Origin of the sequence: Rhizobium sp. ZPR4 (assembly GCF_040215725.1) — a bacterium.
Classification (GTDB): Bacteria; Pseudomonadota; Alphaproteobacteria; order Rhizobiales; family Rhizobiaceae; genus Rhizobium; species Rhizobium rhizogenes_D.
Genome location: NZ_CP157969.1, coordinates 333,710 through 351,516, shown reverse-complemented (window position 1 = coordinate 351,516; position 17,807 = coordinate 333,710). Strand labels below are relative to the sequence as shown.

Here is a 17,807-nt window from a genome sequence, read left to right as displayed (position 1 = left end):
TTGATGAGTATTCGCCGGACCGGCGAGAAACCGGCGCGTGCCAGCAACTCTGGAGATAGCCTTCCCAACCTTATCGTCCAAAGGCCATACAATGAGCGCACTCAATCAGATCGAGCATATCGTCGTTCTCATGCTGGAAAACCGATCTTTCGACAGCATGCTCGGCAAACTCTATCCCAAATCACCGGGTTTTGATGGCTTGTCAGGTTCCGAAACCAATCTCGACGCAGCGGGTGTTGCATACGCTGTTCACAATATAGCCGGCTCCAGCGACGCGACGATGTCCATACCTGCTCCCGATCCGGGGGAGAGTTGGACTGACATCAATATGCAGCTGTTCGGCATGAGCTTACCAAGGCCCGGAGCGAAGCCTGATATGAGCGGCTTTGTGAAGAATTATCAGGCTCAGGCAGCCCACTCGCCCGGAGTTTATGATCCCGCCAGTGTGATGCATTATTTCATGCCCGAGCAGGTTCCCGTGATCAGCAAACTGGCGCGGCAGTTCGCCGTATGTGATCGCTGGTTTGCTTCCGCCCCGTGCCAGACCTGGCCGAACCGCTTTTTCGTGCATACTGCTACCGCTAATGGCTATGAGAACAATTCCCCTGTTCACTTCCCATACCAGATGCCGACGATTTACAACCGCATCGACGATGCGCAATTACCCGGCGGTTGGAACATCTACTTCCATGACGTGCCGCAATCGATCACGCTTCAGAAGCTCTCGCTTTCACTAAATCGTTTTCGACTTTTCGACGAATTTCTGACGGACGCGAAAACAGGAGATTTGCCTGCCTACTCGTTTATTGAGCCACGCTACTTCGCCGACGTATCATTGCCGAACGATCAGCATCCACCCCATGTGGCAACTCTTGGCGAGCAGCTGATTGCCGACGTTTATAACGCGGTTCGCAATGGCCCTGAGTGGGCGCGAACACTTCTCATCATTACCTATGACGAACATGGCGGATGCTATGACCACGTTCCGCCTCCGCCGGCACAACCGCCGGAGCCAAGACGACCCGGGGCCGCATTCGATTTTAGTCGGTATGGTGTGCGTGTGCCCGCTGTTATTGTCTCGCCCTACGTTCCTGAGGGTACGGTGCTGCGACCGCAAAACGACACGCCTTTTGATCACACATCCATCATCGCGACGTTGCGTAAACGCTTTCCCAATTTGGGACTACCTTTGACGAAACGCGATGCGATCGCGCCAGACTTGTCGATTGCTCTGACCCTCGCGACTCCAGACAATCCGGGGCCGGAATGGCTCGATGCCACACCCTACAGCGCGTCGCCTGCCGACGTTGCTCAAGCGCGGATAGCACCGCCAAACGGAATGCAGGCAGCACTACTCGAGTTTGCAGCAAATATGCAAAATGGCGCAACCGGCGCAGCGCTTGAAGCAAGCAGCTTCATCGGTCAGCAAATGCAAGCCTTATCGCAGGGCCTTAATGGCGTTCCCGACGGTATCGCCAAAGACGTGGCATCCTCGATCACGTACATCAAGTCTCGCCTCGGCGCACTGTTCCGTACCGTGTGAGGTCGACAGGGCAGAGGGACTGCGTGGCAATTCAACTTCCCCTGATCGATGTGGGATCGGATGAACATCGGCATGAAACACTTTCTGGCCGGCGGCTTCGCCAACGTTCGAGCCGAAATTAAACCTGGATACGGTCGGATCATCACTCCCAATCATTTCCCGATAGACTATCGCCAGTTCGTGTATGGCCTCTCGCTCTTGATGATTGCGGTGGATACCGGCTTCGAGTCGATCGGTCCGTTCAATCGGGCATTCAACGTGCAAACCGGAGAAACGCCAAGCGAATCCCTTAAACGGGCTCTTGCGGAGCCGGTCTGACGCACCGATTGTTGAAAACGGCCAGATTTTGCAGATTTCGGCGATCCTGATCGCGACTTTCGGCGCGACCGGTTCGGCCTCGGACATCATATTCGCCTCCAGCAAAGGAGATGCGAATATGATGGAACCCGCTTCACCGACAACCCACAGACTCATTTATATCGACAATCTGCGCTGGTCGGCGATCAGCATGGTTGTGGTCATGCACGCCGCCGTCACCTACTCGCCGTTTGGAAGCTGGTACTACCGCGAGCATCCGCCGCTGGGCTTGGTTACCAAGGTGGCCTTTGCGGCCTACCAGTCGTTTCAGCACGCAGTCTCGATGGGGCTGCTGTTCGGCATCGCCGGATACTTTGCCGCCGGTATAGTCGCCCGCCGCGGCGTCGTCGGCTTCATACGGGAACGGCTGTATCGTCTCGGCATACCACTCCTCCTATACATCGGGCTGATTGGGCCGCTGACAGAGTATTACGTGGCGGGATCATGGTGGTCGCAGCCGCACCGATGTTTCGCAGAGGACTGGCTGCACCACCTCTCCAACGGCCAACTTCTCGACGGCTCCGGCCCGCTCTGGTTCTGCCTGGTGCTGTTGCTGTTTTCCTGCTGCTTTGCCCTGTTTTGCTGCTTCCGACAGATCGGCCAGCCCTCCATCCGGTCGGTACCGGGCCTTGCTCCTGTGCTAGGCTTTGTCATCGTGATGAGCACGGTGACGTTCGCGGTTGGGCTGCTGGCGCCTGAGGGCCTCACCATCCTCAACATCGACATTCACGACGCGCCGCAGTACCCCTTCATGTTCGCCGCCGGGGTTGCGGCGTGGCGTGGCGATTGGCTGCGACAGATTTCGAGCGGTGCGGGACGGCGCTGGTTGGTAGGAGGGCTGCTTGCGAGCATCGCGCTGTGGGCAGCGATCGTCGTCTTTGGAGGAGCCCTCGAGGGTCGGCTGGCTGATTATGGCGGTGGTTGGCATTGGCAGGCGGCAGGCATGGACTTTTGGCGATCGGCAACTTGTGCCTCGCTCAGCCTAGGATTAGTTGTGCTGTATCGTGACCTCTTCGACTATCAGGGTCGGGTGACGAGGTTCCTCAGCCGGAATGCCTTCGGCGTTTACGTTCTGCACGCCCCTGTTCTCATCGCGGTGACCCGCGTGATGCACGATTGGACCATTGCCCCGCAATGGAAATTCCTGATGGCAAGCCTCGTCGGCGTGGTCGCCAGCTTTCTGGTCGTCGGATTGCTGGCTCGACGCGTTCCGGGGCTACGCGCCATACTGTGAATGTTGGAGTGCCGATGGGATTGTGGAGCAAGCGGCAGCCGATGACGTGCAACGCATCGCAAAGCCGCCGCAGCGGAAATTGGATGTTGAAGCGTCCGACGACGCTTTGATTGGGGGCGTAGCGCCGTCGGACACTGCATGAGCCGAATTGGGGGTGGCGTCCAAACCGGCGAAGAACACTCTGTCATCTACCGAGGGTTTAGTTAAGCTGCCCGAAAGGATGGGCGCGGACGCGCTTCGTAGGCGCGGTCGGCTGTTTAAGATGCCCTGATTCTTCGAGCATAGGCGATTATTGACTACCACTTTATATTGCCCAACTTAATAGATGGCCACAACCATTGAATACATTAGAATATGCGATATATCTGCGGAGATACGACGCAACTCTGGTGGCCAATGGCGCGATACAATTTCAAGGTACGGGATGAAGCGAAACGTATTTTGGCGAAAAGCCACATTGAAGAGGAAGATCAATTGACGGCCTGCAGAGCTGTTGCCATGGCGCTAGCCACCTTTGCCTTCAACGCGAAAGCACCTCCGAGCACGCCAGTGGAACTTGAGGATTCGTCGGGCAACCGCGTAGCCGTCATCACCTTGCTCGTCGAAACCTGAGGGCGCTTTGCAATTGCTGCGATACTACAATCCCGCTATCGGATGAATAACGTTCCTGGATCCGAAACGCCGATACCGGATCAATGCAATTGTGTCGAAGGCGAATCCATCTCGATGGCACCTATGACCGTATCCAAATAGTTGTCCGTGAGTTCAAGCAGAGCTTCCGCTATGCACTGAGTGTGAATCGGCGTCGCGCAATGACCCCGCCAATGTTTTAGATATCAACACCTTGTAACGCCGATTTGCCTCTAATCACTGTGCCGATTCACATTGACCCCTTGCCAAGGGTGCATGAAACGCCGCCGCCTCATCATGCACACAAGCCGCAGGCCGTTAGGTTGATGGCGCCTAGCGCCCTTTCGGGGCTAGAAGAAACTGCGAACGGTGGTGCTTTCTCAGCGAGTATTACCAACCACATGAGATTGCATTAGTCTTATCGAATATAATGGTGCTGCGCCTTCAACGGAATTTCGGTGGTATCCTGGTGGTATCTTAGCCGGAAACGAGCAATAAGGCAGCTTCAGGAAATGTGTCTATCAATTTGATATCGTGACCTAAAAATCACGGTTTGAAGATTTTTTTGTTGCTCTTTCTGTCCGGAGGAGACCCTGATAAGGCTGGGCCTTGCTGCTGTTCGGATCGGCGCGACGTGGTGCAACATCCCTCCCGCATCGGTGTATGAGATCAGACGCATATCCGTCTGAACTATTGGCGATGGAGCGGATGAGCGATCCTTGGACGAACAAGAAGGGGCCGGGGCTGAGGACGCGGCGCCTATGCAGGAAAAGATCGGTGGTCTAGGAAACTCGAAGGCCTAGCTGCGCGACGAGGTCCGCCGCCTGAGTGCGCGAGATGACTGCCCCCTTGAAGCGCTTGGCATCGTTCAATTTAATGCCCCCTAGATCTGCTCCGCGGAGATCGGCGTTCTCAAAGCGGCAATCGACCAGGTTCGCGTCCCTGAGAGAGGATCCCTCGAAAACAGCGTTTCGGAAATCGCAGTCGTGAAGGTCGGCGTCGCTGAAATCCACCCGCTTCAAGATCGCCTTTCGGAAGGATATTTTGGGCATCTTTGCGAGCGACAGCAGAACTTCTTCCAGATGGATACCGAGCGTCTTCGTGTCAGTGAAGTCCGCACCAGTCATCTTGCATCTTTCCAGACGTGCGTGACCCAGCGACGCGCGCCGGAAGTTGGCATTGTTGAAGTCTCCACCTTCTATGAGGAGCTGCCCGAGATCGGCACCCACGAAACTGGAAAAGCCGCCGCGGCATGATTGAAAGACGGCCTCTTCGAGTGTGCTACCGTCAAATTCGGTGCGCATCATCCGACAATCCTCAAATCGCCACCTCCGCAGTGCCAACCTGGTCAGATCAGCCCCTTCGAGGTCACACCGTACAATCCGCACGCGGCATCCGGTAGCGGCAAGCGGCGCAATCTCGGAGCGTCTGAGCGTGCGTTCCTCAAGAATATGATCGAATGGATCGTCTGTCCCAATTGCTTCCATCATTGTCGTCCTTTCGTTTAGGCTTCGTGTTGCCGGAGCCGTAAAGTAAATGACCCCATCCCTAGATTCGAGGGAGAGGGATGGGGTCGCCGACGGGTGGGGTTGCCCGTCGGTTTGAAGTCAAGGCGTGATACCGTGGGGGACTGCGGCAGGTGTCGACTTGATCGTCTCGTCCTCGGCTGCCGGCCGCTTTGTCCTGAAGAGCTTCAGAACGAAGACGAAGAAGGCAGGAACGAAGAACACCGCAAGGATCGTCGCCGAGATCATGCCGCCGAGCACGGCGGTGCCGATCGCGTTCTGGCTGGCTGCGCTCGCGCCTGAGGCAATTGCGAGGGGCACCACACCGAGCGTAAATGCCAGCGAAGTCATGACGATGGGCCGGAACCGGAGTCTTGCGGCCTCGATTGCGGATTCGAGCAGAGGCTTGCCTTCAGCAAAGTTGTCCTTCGCAAACTCGATGATCAGGATCGCATTTTTTGCCGACAGGCCGATGATCGCGATCAGACCGACCTTGAAGTAGATGTCATTCGACATTCCGGCCGCCATTACGGCAAGAACGCAGCCGATGACACCGAGCGGAACCACAAGGATTACGGAGAACGGGATCGACCAGCTTTCGTAGAGACCCGCAAGCAGCAGGAAGACGAAGAGCATGCTTATGCCAAACAAGAACGGAGCCTGTGATCCGGATTTGATCTCTTCAAGGGATTGGCCAGTCCATTCGAAGCCGATACCGTCAGGCATTTCCGCGGCAAGCCGTTCCATCTCGGCGATCGCGGCACCGGACGAATTCCCAGGAGCAGCCTCACCGGCTATGCGCACTGTCGGATAGCCGTTGTAGCCGACGATCTGCGGCGATCCCTTCTGCCACTGTGCGATTGCAAAGGATGACAACGGCACCATGCCGCCGCTCGCATTTCGCACGTTGAGTTTCAGAAGGCTTTCGGTCTGAAGTCGGTCACGATCCTCCGCCTGGACGATGACGCGTTGCATGCGTCCGGCATTGGGGAAGTCGTTGATATAGGAAGAACCCAGGTTCGCCGTGATGGTGTTGTTGATGTCCGCGAAGGTGACACCAAAGGTGTTTGCCTTATCGCGGTCGATCACAAGCATCACCTGCGCCGCGTCCGGCAGGCCCTCGACACGCATGCCTGTCAGAACAGGGCTCCGGCCTGCCTTGGCCATAAGCTCGGCTGCCGCCGCGGCGAGTTTCTCCTGGCCGATGCCGTTTCTGTCCTGGAGACGGAAGGCGAAACCACCGGTGGAGCCGAAGCCCTCAATTGCGGGCGGTGACAGTGCAAAGCTGGTTGCATCCTTCAGACCGAACAGCGCCATGTTGACGCGGTCGGCGATCTCCTGGGCGGAGTTGCCTTTGCCGCGCTCGCTCCAATCCTTCAGGGTCACGAACATCAGGGCCGCATTGGCACCGCTTCCGGAAAAGCTGAAGCCCTGGATGGCTATAACGTCCTTCACGGCCGGCTCTCCCTTGAAGATCTCCTCGATCTGCCGGATCGACGCTTGCGTGCGGTTGGCGCTGGCCTCCGGCGGTCCCTGGATGTCGACGATCAGGTTGCCCTGATCCTCGCCCGGAACGAATGCAGACGGAAGGCTGACGAACAGGTAGCCGAGGCCCACCAGAAGCGCGAGGTAGATGACCATCATGCGGCCCGCACGTCGAGCCATGCCGTTGGCGACCTTCACATAGCCATTGGTCAGGCCTTCGAAGTTGCGGTTGAACCAGCCCGACAGTCCTTTCTTCTCGTGATGACCTTTCTGGATCGGTTTGAGGAATGTTGCGCAGAGCGCAGGCGTTAGCGACAGCGCCAGAAACGCCGAAAACAGGATCGAAACGACCATTGTCAGAGAAAACTGACGATAGATGATGCCCGTCGAGCCGGGGAAGAAGGCCATGGGAACGAAGACGCATGACAGCACGAGCGTGATGCCCAGGATGGCACCGGTGATCTGCTTCATCGCCTTGCGGGTCGCAGCCTTCGGTGACAGGCCTTCCTCGGCCATGATGCGCTCGACGTTCTCCACTACGACGATCGCGTCATCAACGAGGATGCCGATAGCCAGGACCATGGCGAACATGGTCAGCACATTGATTGAAAAGCCCGTCGCGAACATCATCGCACAGGTCCCAAGGAGCGCCACGGGGACGACCAAGGTTGGAATGACCGTGTAGCGGAGATTCTGCAGGAAGACGAACATCACGATGAAGACGAGCACGACTGCTTCGATCAACGTGTGCAACACCTTCTCGATTGATGCCGAGACGAACGGACTGGTATCGTAGGGAGTGGCGTATTCAACGCCCTTCGGGAAGAATCTTGACAGTTCCTGCAACTTGGCTTTCACAGCCGCCGAGGTCGCCACGGCGTTGCCGGTGGCAGACAATTGGATGCCGACTGCTGCCGTTGGCTGGCCATTGAGCCTGCTGGAGAAATTGTAGTTCTCGGCACCGAGTTCGATGCGCGCTACGTCCTTCAACAGCACGGAACTCCCATCCGCATTGGCACGCAGGATGATGTTGCCGAAAGCCTTCGGATCGCTGAGCTGTCCCTGGACAAGCACGGTCGCAGTCAGGTCCTGGGTCACGGGATTCGGTGCCGCGCCGATCTGGCCAGCCGCAACTTGTGCATTCTGTGCCGCAATGGCTGCGCGGATATCTTCCGCCGCGAGGCGTAGCCCCACCATCTTGTCGGGATCGATCCAGACGCGCATGGCTCGCTGCGCTGCAAACAACTGCGCGCGTCCGACCCCGTCCAGTCTCCGGATCTCGCCGAGCACGTTCCGATTCAAGTAGTCGCCGAGCGCGACCTCATCGAATTTGCCATCCGTCGAAGTGAGGGTCGCCAGCATCAGGAAGCCAGAAGCCGCTTCCTCGACGGTGATGCCTTGTGAAGTCACGGCTGACGGGAGACGGGACTCGACGCGCCTGATTGCGTTTTGCACGTCGACTGAAGCTTGATTGATATCGGTGCCGGCTTCAAACGTGGCGTTGATGCTGATCGCCCCGGTCGTATCGGATGTGGATTCAAAGTACATCATCCCTTTCACGCCGTTGAGCTCTTCCTCAATCAGGCGGGTGACGCCCTGATAGATCTGTTGAGGAGACGCACCCGGATAGGAGGTCGAGATAGTGAGCTGCGGCGGCGCGACTTTCGGATACTGCGCGATGGGCAGGAAGGGCAGGGCGATGATGCCAGCGATCGAAATGAATAACGCAAACACCCATGCAAGGATCGGGCGGCTAATGAAGAACTGTGCCATTATACTACCTTACTGGGCTGAACTGGCTGGGGCGTTTTTCGCGGCTGAGTGCTGCTGCGTGCCGGGTTGCCAGGGTTCCGGCGCGACCTTGGCGTCAGGCTGCACTTTCTGGACACCATCGACGACCACCTTGTCGCCGGCCGAAAGCCCCTTTTCGACGACCCATTCCTGATCGAGCGCCTGACCGAGTTCGACATCTCGAAGTTTTGCGGTGTCGTCTGCTTCGACGACGTAGACCTGCGCCCCGCCGTCTTGGGTACGCAGCACTGCGCGTTGAGGAACCGTGATCGCCTTCTGCCTCACTGCTTGTTCGATTTTGATCCGGACATACATGCCGGGCAGCAGGTCGCCATTCGGGTTGGGGAACTCGGCGCGGATCGTTACCTGACCCGTCGTGGTGTCTACGTTGGCACTGGAGAAAAGAAGCTTGCCCTTTTCGGGATAGACGCCGCCACTATCGAAGACGAGTTCGACCTTTGCTTGTCCAGGTGCCGGGCTGGCAAGCTTGCCTTCGCTCACGGCACGGCGCAGGGCGATCAAGTCCTGTGCCGACTGGGTGAAGTCTGCATAGACCGGGTCGATCTGCTGGATCAGGGCAAGGTTCGACGCGCCGTCCGCCGTTACGAGTGCACCCTCGGTGACAAGCGCACCTCCGATGATGCCGGTGATCGGAGCGCGGACCTCGGTGTATTCAAGGTTGATCATCGCTTCATCGAGCGATGCTTGCTGCAGCGCTACGTCTGCTTCTGCTTGGGCAAGGTTGACCGCGGCGTTGTCGTAGTCGACGCCACTGGCAATGTTCTTCTCCCGAAGCGATTTCTGACGCTCGAGCTGCACTTTGGCATTGTCGCGGGCGGCCTCGGCGCGCCGTAGCGAAGCCTCGGCGCTTGCAATGCGGACTTTGAACAGGCGTGGGTCGATCCGATAGAGGATATCGCCTTCCTTGACGAGGGCGCCCTGTTCGAAGACGCGCTCCTCGAGAATACCGGAGACGCGCGCCCGGACTTCGGAAATGCGCGTTGCCGCGATGCGCCCGGGTAGCTCGCTGACGACTGGAATGGGATGCGACTTGAGTTCGACGACGCTAACGGCGGCGGGGGGCATCGCTTGGCCCTCCTGAGCGAAACTCGACGTTCCCGTCAGCGCCAAAATGGAACTGGCGATAAGGCACGCCTTTAGGCGCGGCAGTTGTCTGCAGCGTTGCATGGTACTTCCTTCAATATGTGGTTATGCCCTCAGGGGCGGATTATTTCTCTTCCGGGTAGGACGTGTAGATCGTGCGCACACCTTCGAGGATTTGTGATTGTTCGTCTTCGCTCCACTGGTGGACGGCGAAGAGCTCAGTGAAATAGAATCCGGACAAGGCAAGATAGGCCATCAGCGCCGCCTTTGGACGGGGACCGTCTGTCATTGCCTTCAGGTCATCCAAGGTCCAGTCCCGCATCTGCTGCTGGAGCTTCTCTTCATGCGAGACCGAAGCGCTGATCGCCATTGCGACGGCGCGTTCGGTCTCGTTCGCGACGCGCTCGGCGGACTTGATGCGACCATAGAGTTCCGGGTGGGGGGTGTTGGCCGATTCAGCTACAAACTGCTTCTGGCGTTCGAGTTCCATTGTCAGCCGACGGTCTATCAATGCTTCGAGCAGTGCGCTCTTTGACTTGTGGTCGTAGACCACCGTCGACTTGCTCACTCCTGCTTCTTGCGCCACGGCATCGATCGACAGCCCGGATGCGCCAAGTTTAAGCACGACCCTTTCCGCTGCGTCCAGGATGTCGTCCTTCATGATCTTACGGATGCGGCCCACGTCGGTCTCCAATTCTCGATGCCTCCATTTACGAACGATCGTATATGAATTCAAGTAACGAAACGAACGTTCGCAAAAAATACGTGCCTGGGGCTCTTCGTGTATCTAGCCGCAGCTTCGACCTATCATGATTGGAATCCATTCCGCGGCGAACGCGGCAAGGCGGACAGGCAAGATGCGACTGCAGCCGCTCCGGTCGCCTGGAATTCCCACCGGTGCGGGCGGCCCCGCCTTTACCAACGGATAGAAGGCCATGGACCAGAGAACCTCCGTGCTTTTGGCCTACTGAACGAGCGTACGGGACGAGACTGCGATATGCGTGATTGTCACAACGACGGTCACGGGAATGAAGGCCGCCACGACAGCGGCCAGCGCTATTCAGCGATTGGAAATGCTTGTTGGATCTATGCCAGGTTCGTCCTGTAGAATTCCGTGAACTTGGTAACGGCTTTGTCGACGTACTGAGGATTGTCATACATGTCGAAGTGAGAGGCGCCGTCCATTACCTGGAGGTCCTTCTTCGTCGACGCAGCCAATTTGTATAGTTCGTGGCCATCACGGTTGGAGTTATAGGCGCCGGGCTTGCTTCCAACGATGACCTGAAGGGGCTGGGTAAGCAGCATGTCCGCCAAGGCGAAGGCATCGAATGCCATGACCGCATCCATCGTCGAGAACCGCAATTTGTTCTGCCAGTTCGGGCGAGCACCCCTGGGGGTTCGATAATAGTCGTAGGCGCCACGGAGATCGGTATCCTCTGAAACCTTATACTCGTCCGGAATCCACGGTACGATCATTGGATCGGCCCCGCGAGCTTCAGCCGCGCGAAGCTGGGAAATTTCCTGCAGCGAGGATATCGTCGCTTCGCGTCCGCCGGCGCGCATCTCCGCCCCGCCGTTGACCGGAACGGCCACGCCGACTGCCTTGATGCGGCGTTCGGTCATGGCCGCGCTGGCGGCATATCCACCACCTGCGCAGATTCCGAGAACGCCGATGCGATTGCTATCGACGAAAGGCAAGCTCACCAGGTAGTCGACCGCGCCACGAACATCCTCGACGCGCGCGATTGGATTTTCCTGATACCGCGGCTCTCCTCCGCTTTCACCTTGAAACGAGGCGTCGAAGGCAATGGCGACAAAACCCTGCTGCGCGAGCTTCTCCGCATAAAGACCTGCCGTCTGCTCCTTGGTGCCGCTTGCAGGGGCGACCGTTACAATTGCGGCGTAGGTCTTCGACTTGTCGAAACCTGTCGGATAATGAACGTTGCCCGCGACACTGATGCCGATGTGATTGTTGAAACGAACCTTGTCCATCTGATTTCCTTTGGATGCGGTCTCAGGAGGCTCCCCGGCGAATGCACGGGAAGCGAGCGGCAGCATTGCAAGCGCCCCGAGGGACAGCCCGAGCTTGGCTGCGTTGCGTCTGGATAGATTGATCTTCTCATTGCCGTCGTTCATTGGCGAATCCTTCGTATAAGGAATGATTTTCTGTCAGTATGGGATCTCGTCGCGAGCTTTAGGCGCGCGTTCGTGTCAGCGCCCCATGCGCGGGGTGATCCGGGTCATTTGAGGTGGTCAATTGGACTCCGCCCATAAGGCGGTGCGATTGCCGAGCTAGAGCGTCATGACGCTCGCCTGATCCCGTCCACCCTGCTTCGTGGATTGGAAAGCAGGGTGCGGTAAGGCGGGCCGGCCACTCGATCAGGGATCGCCATGCCTGGAGGAGTCGGGGTTCGCTTCTTTCATCGACCCTTCTTCGGTGGAGTGTCGGCGCCCACCACATGTTCCTCCTCCGCCGGGAGACGAGCCCCGGCGATTTTTACGGCAGCGATATCGCCATTGAGTTCCTTGAGCTCGTCGGCAGTGAACGTCACCGATGCCGAACCGACGTTCTGCTTCATGTGTTCCATCTTGGTTGTTCCGGGGATGGGAACGATCCAAGGCCTTTGCGCGAGCAGCCAACCAAGCGCGATCTGCGCGGGCGCTACTTCTTTTTGTCGCGCCCACTTCAACACCACTGCATAGAGCGCCATGTTGACCTTCAGGTTTTCCGGAGAGTACCGCGGCACAAGCGCACGGAAGTCGAAAGCACCAGCGCCTGCCTGTAGATCGAAAGTGGCGCCGGTGCCGAACTTCGTATCGGCGTTGAACTTGCCCGAGAGGAAGCCCATTCCGAGAGGACTCCAGCAGACGAAGCCGATGCCGAGCTCCTCGCATAGGGGAAGCACTTCCGTCTCCGGCCCTCTCCAGATCATCGAGTATTCGTTCTGAATGGCTGCGAGGGGCTGTTCTGCATGAGCGCGGCGAATGGTCTGGATGCCAGGCTCCGAAAGGCCCCAGTTGAGGACCTTGCCTTCGGCCATCAGGTCTTTCACGACACCGGCAACATCCTCGATCGGGACAGTCGGATCGACACGATGCTGATAGAGCAGGTCGATGCGATCCGTGCGCAGACGCTTCAACGAGCCTTCAACAGCCCGGCGCACATGCTCCGGACGGCTGTCCATGCCGCGCGGTCCCATCTTACCTGTATCAGGGTCGATGTCGCCACCGAACTTCGTCTCGATGGACACCTGGTTGCGAATATCTTGCAGGGCCTCGCCGACAATATCCTCCGAAATGAAAGGGCCGTACATTTCGGCCGTGTCGATGAGGGTCACGCCACTGTCGACCGCAGACCGAATGAGGCGGATTGCGTCGCCGCGATCGAGCGTGCTGGTGTAGAAATCGGTCACGGTGCCAGCTTTCGGTCCCGGCAGCCACTGGCAGCCCAGTCCGATGGGCGACACTTCGAGAGTCCCAAGTCTCCTGCGTCCTGTCGCGCTGTTGGAGCCTGGTTTGACTTCGCTGGCCATCATACTCTGTCCTGGAATGCATGACAGCAGTGCCGCGCCTCCCAGCGCAGCTCCGGACAGGAGGACATGGCGCCGGTTCATCGTCATTGATTCCGAAGTGATAGATCTTTTCTCGTCGGCATCGGACATACTGGTTGCTCCATGGATCTTGTTTGGCTTCAAAAGGATTGGTTGCTTGGGCGCGAGTGCTCGGCCGATCAAAGGGAGCGCATCCTCCGGTTGGCAAAGCACCCGCGCTCGTCGGCCTTGCGAAATCAGCCGTTGGTCAGTTTCAGATGTTCTTCGCTCAGCCGAGCGCCCTTGATTTCTATCTGCTCGAGCGCGATGCCGATGTCCCAGAGATCGACGGGTGAAAGATCGACATCGGCCGAGGCGATATTCTCCTTGATGCGCTCCAGTTTCCTGGTGCCTGGGATCGGTACGATGAACGGCTTGCGCGACAGCAGCCAGGCAAGCGCGATCTGTGCAGGCGTGGCGCCCTTGGCGTGAGCTACACGGCGCAGGAGATCAACCAATGCCTGGTTGGCGGCGCGGGCCTCTTCGGTGTATCGCGGCTGGTACGCACGGAAGTCGTTCGCACCTATTGTGGTGCTGGCATCGATCGTCCCCGTCAGGAATCCTTGTCCGAGGGGAGACCACGGCACGAAGCCGATCCCCAATTCCTCACACACGGTCAGGACTTCGGCCTCCGGCTCAAGGGTCCAGAGAGAATATTCGCTTTGGATGGCCGCCAAAGGCTGAACCGCATGAGCGCGGCGGATGGTCGCCGCACTCGCTTCGGAGAGGCCGAAATGGCCGACCTTGCCAGCCTCGATCAAGTCTTTCACCGTACCGGCGACGTCTTCGATCGGAACGTTGGGATCGACGCGGTGCTGATAGAGCAGGTCGATGTAGTCCGTGCGAAGCCGTGTCAGCATGGCGTCGACGACGGCGCGAATGCGCTCCGGCCTGCTGTTCGTAGCAGGTCCGGCCGCACCAAATCCGCCCTCGAGATCGAAGCCGAATTTGGATGCGATCACGACTTGGTCGCGGATCGGCCCAAGCGCCTCACCCACGAGTTCCTCGTTCGTCCATGGCCCGTAGGCCTCGGCGGTGTCAAACAATGTGATGCCAAGGTCATGAGCACCGCGGATGATGCGGATGGATTCCGCCTTGTCTGGAGACTGGCCATAGATCGAGGTGAAGCTCATCGTTCCGTAGCCGATTTCGGACACGGCCAACGCGCCGAGCATGCGTGTTCTCATTATTTCCAAGCCTCTTCAAGCGTTCGACATCAGTCCGCAGCGGGCTGCGAATGGCTTGATGATCAATTTAGCATCGTGATATATCCTGCATTAGATGCTTAATTGTGCTTGGGCTTATAATGTGAGGTAATAAATGCGACGCAGCGACCTTGGCGATCTCAATGTGTTCTTGGCTGTTGCAGAGGAGCAGAGTTTCACGAAGGCCGCTGCGCGGCTGGGTCAATCGCAGTCGTCGTTGAGCCAGACTGTTCGACGTCTCGAGGAGCGTCTTGGGATGCGGCTTCTCACCCGCACGACTCGGTCCGTGGCAACGACCGAGGCGGGCGAGCAACTCATCGAGACCCTCAAGCCAGCACTCTCTGATGTCGAGGCGCGGCTTGCCAGGTTAAGTGAGTTGAAGGACAAGCCGTCAGGCACCATCCGCCTGACCGCGGAGCGTCACGCGGCGGAAACGATCCTATGGCCTGCGATCTCGCGCCTTGTCCGCGCCTATCCCGAGGTGAAGGTCGAGATCTCGATCGAAGCATCATTCACCGACATTGTCTCGGGACGTTTCGATGCAGGGGTACGTCTAGGCGAGCAGGTCGAGAAGGACATGATCGCAGTTCGCGTCGGACCGGATCTTCGTTTGATCGTCGTCGGTTCACCTGCGTACGTCGCGCAACGGGGCATTCCGGAGACACCGCACGACTTGACGCGACACCAATGCGTGAATGTGCGCCTTCCCACGACTGGCGGCCTCTATTCTTGGGAGTTCGAGAAGGAAGGTCACGAGTTGAACGTCCGCGTGGACGGACCGTTTGTCTTCTCCGATGAATCGCTTGGTATCCAGGCGGCAATAGAAGGGCATGGTCTCGCAATGGTATGGGAGGACAAGGTGCTTGGTGCACTATCCGAAGGCAGGCTCGTCCGCGTTCTCGATGAATGGTGTCAGCCGTTTTCCGGATATCACCTCTACTACCCAGATCGTCGGCATCCGTCGCCGGCGTTCACCGTGTTGCTAAAAGAACTCCGGCAGCGACCGGCGTTGTGTCCTACCTCAGCGACTGGATAATGTCTGATGTGTCTGCTTTTGGTGTAAGCCGAGCAGCCGAGGGATTGGCGCAAAGATCATGGAGGTATTGAGCGGGAGGGATTTGCGTGGCGACAGCTGAAGACAACTGCAAGCGTGTATGTGCGTAGGTGCCTGACGGGCAATCTCAGCCTTGAGGTGGCCGATCACAGCATCACGATCCGTGACCGGCTCGTGATGCACTTCAGAACATGCAGCAGTCTCTTCGAAGCTTGCATTGCCCAGGGCCAGAATAAGGGGCAATCCAAAATCCACTGCCGGCGCCGCCGCTCGTCCAGTTTCTTCTGAACAGTTGGGAAGGTGCGCTGCTGCGGTTGTGGGTGGAGAAGAGCGACGTTCCCCTCAACGAATTCACGGAAGTCATCTTAAAATCGCTTCTTGTTTCACCACATCGCGAAACGATCCCGACCCATTAAACCTCATGTGATGGTGAATTGATAAGCCGGGCGAAGTCTGTACATAGGCCTTGAGCAACTCTGTGTCGGTGGCGGCCGGCTGGCGGTGGTTTGCTGCAATCGGCCGCCCTATTTTTCGGGTGAGAGCGGCTGTAAGCAGTTCGACAATCCTGCTGCTATTGCTGGATGGAAGATATGAATATCCTCGTTCGCTAAAACTTATATCCTCATCGTCCATCAGCCAGTCACTCAGATGATATGTCAGCTTTTCGACACAGCGCGTACGTGCGGCAGTGGACAGACTGGTCAGGATGCTGGCCGAATAGAGGCACACGAGGCCAGGCATGTTCAAGAGACGCCGCATGAGCGCACGGCCTGTCGGTGAACTGGTCAGTTCTTCCGGCCGACAGATATCGTCGATGCAGCGGTCGAACCATTTTGCCCCTGGACCGATGGTGATGATCGATGCGCGACGCAGGTCGCAGCCGCAGTAGGCACAGCGATGTTGCGGCACGAGGCGACGCCCGTTGAAGACCGCAATGCGGCTGCGGCAGCAGGGGCATCGATCGCGTAACCTGCAGCCGTGCTTTGTACATGAAACTCTGGTCGCTAGTCGCCATCTTCTTCGAAAATAGGGCTGAGAATCCTCGGTAAGGCATTGCGAGCAAAATTGTAGCCAGGTCGAGCGATCGCGCCGTCCGCTGTTGCGAAGCGGCAACAAGAGCTGCTTCGGAAGGGCATGTGACAATGTCATCGCTGCGAGCTGATCGGGCGAAACGCCGGTATTTGCACAGAGCTGTCTTGCGATGTCGCCTGGAAGCCTAAGATCAAGGGATGCGGACCACATTCCCGGTGTCAGCCCGAGTACGCGGGCAAAGGCACGAGGCGCAACGCCATTCGCGTATGCGAGCCGATGCAGCCAGCTTAACAGCATCTCATCCTGCTGGGGTTCGACAATGACCGGCCATCGGTCGGAAGCGACGTCGCCATATCGCTCGCGAATGCTGATTGCAGGCGCGAGGGGATCAATCGCCATCACAGAAGGCTCTCACGCAGAGGCGAGTTGCGCCGGTGCGAGATCGGCACGTGCCACAGTTCGTCGATGATAGTCTTGGTAATGCGCTCACTTCCAGACCTGATCGCTGCTACCGCCGCCTTCGTGACGATGGCGACGATCTCACCGATCAAGCCTTCCGAGAGGCTGTAGATTCGGCGCGCCAAAGGCTGGTTTGATAAGTCGGAGCTTCGGGCAAGCGGCAAAGCCGCCTCGAGGCTGTCGAGCAGCATCAGATAGGTTTCGTCATATTGCCACCGAGGGACTGCTATCAAGTCGAAGCGGCTCGCCATCTCACTGGTGGCGTTGATAAAATCGTGGATGGCAACTTCGCCGATCAGCACCGGTGAAATATCGTATTGCCGGCCGATCCGCCGCAGAAAGGCGAAGACAGCTTCAACATCGCGGGCGCGGCCGCGCAACGCATTGTGGAATTCGTCGAAAATCAGCACCCTCGGTTTGAGGGTCGCCAGCAGGTGATCCAGCTGCTCGGCCTTGCGGCCGACATCCCATAGATCGCCGCCAGGCGCGCGGAGCGCCTGGAGAATGCTCGCATAAAAATGGCCGAGGCCGGCGCCTTCACGTGTCTGGACGATCCATACTTTTTGTTCAGGCGAACTTCTGAGGTGTTCGACGGCGAACCGCTCGGCGATCATCGTCTTGCCATTGGCATAAGGGCCGACCAACATCAGGCCTTCGGTTCGCAATGATGCAGGTCGTGACAGCAAATCGGCAAGCCGTCCGTGGCTGTCCTTGGCGACGTGGTGACCGATCCATCGTGGCGCACGAATATAGGTGATCCGTTCCTCGCGATTGCGATCGAGATAAGGTCGGACGTGGTCAAGCAAATGTTCCGACAT

Annotated in this window: 15 protein-coding genes and 1 pseudogene; 7 read left to right on the top strand and 9 right to left on the bottom strand. The window is 58.1% G+C overall.

The genetic code is table 11. The annotated features are described in order from the left end of the window. The first annotated feature begins 91 nt into the window (after positions 1–91). The 5 genes and pseudogenes from ABOK31_RS29440 to ABOK31_RS29420 all read left to right on the top strand — a co-directional run. Positions 92–1,543 carry an alkaline phosphatase family protein gene (locus ABOK31_RS29440; RefSeq protein ID WP_349962450.1) on the top strand — a complete coding sequence of 484 codons (1,452 nt, stop codon included), beginning with the start codon at positions 92–94 and terminating at the stop codon, positions 1,541–1,543. A gap of 72 nt (positions 1,544–1,615) precedes the next feature. After that, entirely contained in the window at positions 1,616–1,861 is a 246-nt protein-coding gene (locus ABOK31_RS29435) for a hypothetical protein (protein ID WP_349962449.1), read from the top strand. 28 nt (positions 1,862–1,889) lie between these two features. Next, positions 1,890–3,134 (top strand): acyltransferase, encoded by a 1,245-nt coding sequence (locus ABOK31_RS29430; protein ID WP_349962448.1) that lies wholly within the window; start codon positions 1,890–1,892, stop codon positions 3,132–3,134. A 354-nt stretch (positions 3,135–3,488) separates the two neighbouring features. Then, positions 3,489–3,746, top strand: coding sequence for a hypothetical protein (locus ABOK31_RS29425; RefSeq protein WP_350019315.1), 258 nt, complete (start codon positions 3,489–3,491; stop codon positions 3,744–3,746). A gap of 611 nt (positions 3,747–4,357) precedes the next feature. After that, positions 4,358–4,441, top strand: a pseudogene (locus tag ABOK31_RS29420) (phospholipid methyltransferase); the annotation flags it as partial. A 105-nt stretch (positions 4,442–4,546) separates the two neighbouring features. On the opposite strand, the gene ABOK31_RS29415 reads toward ABOK31_RS29420, so the two are convergent. The 7 genes from ABOK31_RS29415 to ABOK31_RS29385 form a co-directional block, all read right to left on the bottom strand. Continuing rightward, positions 4,547–5,251 carry a pentapeptide repeat-containing protein gene (locus ABOK31_RS29415; RefSeq protein ID WP_349962814.1) on the bottom strand — a complete coding sequence of 235 codons (705 nt, stop codon included), beginning with the start codon at positions 5,249–5,251 and terminating at the stop codon, positions 4,547–4,549. A gap of 120 nt (positions 5,252–5,371) precedes the next feature. Then, complete coding sequence (locus ABOK31_RS29410; protein ID WP_349962445.1) at positions 5,372–8,527, bottom strand: multidrug efflux RND transporter permease subunit; 3,156 nt, start codon at positions 8,525–8,527, stop codon at positions 5,372–5,374. Between the two features lie 9 nt (positions 8,528–8,536). Further along, positions 8,537–9,733 (bottom strand): efflux RND transporter periplasmic adaptor subunit, encoded by a 1,197-nt coding sequence (locus ABOK31_RS29405; protein ID WP_349962444.1) that lies wholly within the window; start codon positions 9,731–9,733, stop codon positions 8,537–8,539. Between the two features lie 40 nt (positions 9,734–9,773). Next, positions 9,774–10,343: a TetR/AcrR family transcriptional regulator gene (locus ABOK31_RS29400; protein ID WP_349962442.1), complete on the bottom strand. Its 570-nt coding sequence runs from the start codon at positions 10,341–10,343 to the stop codon at positions 9,774–9,776. A gap of 392 nt (positions 10,344–10,735) precedes the next feature. Further along, positions 10,736–11,641, bottom strand: coding sequence for an alpha/beta hydrolase (locus tag ABOK31_RS29395; RefSeq protein WP_349962813.1), 906 nt, complete (start codon positions 11,639–11,641; stop codon positions 10,736–10,738). Between the two features lie 428 nt (positions 11,642–12,069). After that, the gene (locus ABOK31_RS29390) at positions 12,070–13,185 is read right to left on the bottom strand and encodes an aldo/keto reductase (RefSeq protein ID WP_350019314.1); all 1,116 of its coding nucleotides are present in this window, start codon (positions 13,183–13,185) and stop codon (positions 12,070–12,072) included. 251 nt (positions 13,186–13,436) lie between these two features. After that, entirely contained in the window at positions 13,437–14,426 is a 990-nt protein-coding gene (locus ABOK31_RS29385; RefSeq protein ID WP_349962439.1) for an aldo/keto reductase, read from the bottom strand. Positions 14,427–14,559: 133 nt separating this feature from the next. On the opposite strand from ABOK31_RS29385, the gene ABOK31_RS29380 reads away from it, so the two are divergent. Together ABOK31_RS29380 and ABOK31_RS29375 are read left to right on the top strand one after the other, a co-directional pair. Next, positions 14,560–15,480, top strand: coding sequence for a LysR family transcriptional regulator (locus ABOK31_RS29380; protein ID WP_349962437.1), 921 nt, complete (start codon positions 14,560–14,562; stop codon positions 15,478–15,480). Positions 15,481–15,740: 260 nt separating this feature from the next. Next, positions 15,741–15,914, top strand: a complete 174-nt coding sequence (locus tag ABOK31_RS29375; protein ID WP_349962811.1) for a TetR family transcriptional regulator C-terminal domain-containing protein — start codon at positions 15,741–15,743, stop codon at positions 15,912–15,914. Here the strand turns inward: ABOK31_RS29375 and ABOK31_RS29370 are convergent. Both ABOK31_RS29370 and ABOK31_RS29365 read right to left on the bottom strand, forming a co-directional pair. Further along, the gene (locus tag ABOK31_RS29370) at positions 15,859–16,929 is read right to left on the bottom strand and encodes a TniQ family protein (RefSeq protein ID WP_349962435.1); all 1,071 of its coding nucleotides are present in this window, start codon (positions 16,927–16,929) and stop codon (positions 15,859–15,861) included. The two genes, ABOK31_RS29375 and ABOK31_RS29370, sit on opposite strands and share 56 nt — an antisense overlap. Then, positions 16,929–17,807: a TniB family NTP-binding protein gene (locus ABOK31_RS29365; RefSeq protein ID WP_349962434.1), complete on the bottom strand. Its 879-nt coding sequence runs from the start codon at positions 17,805–17,807 to the stop codon at positions 16,929–16,931. The genes ABOK31_RS29370 and ABOK31_RS29365 overlap by 1 nt, the downstream gene beginning before the upstream one ends.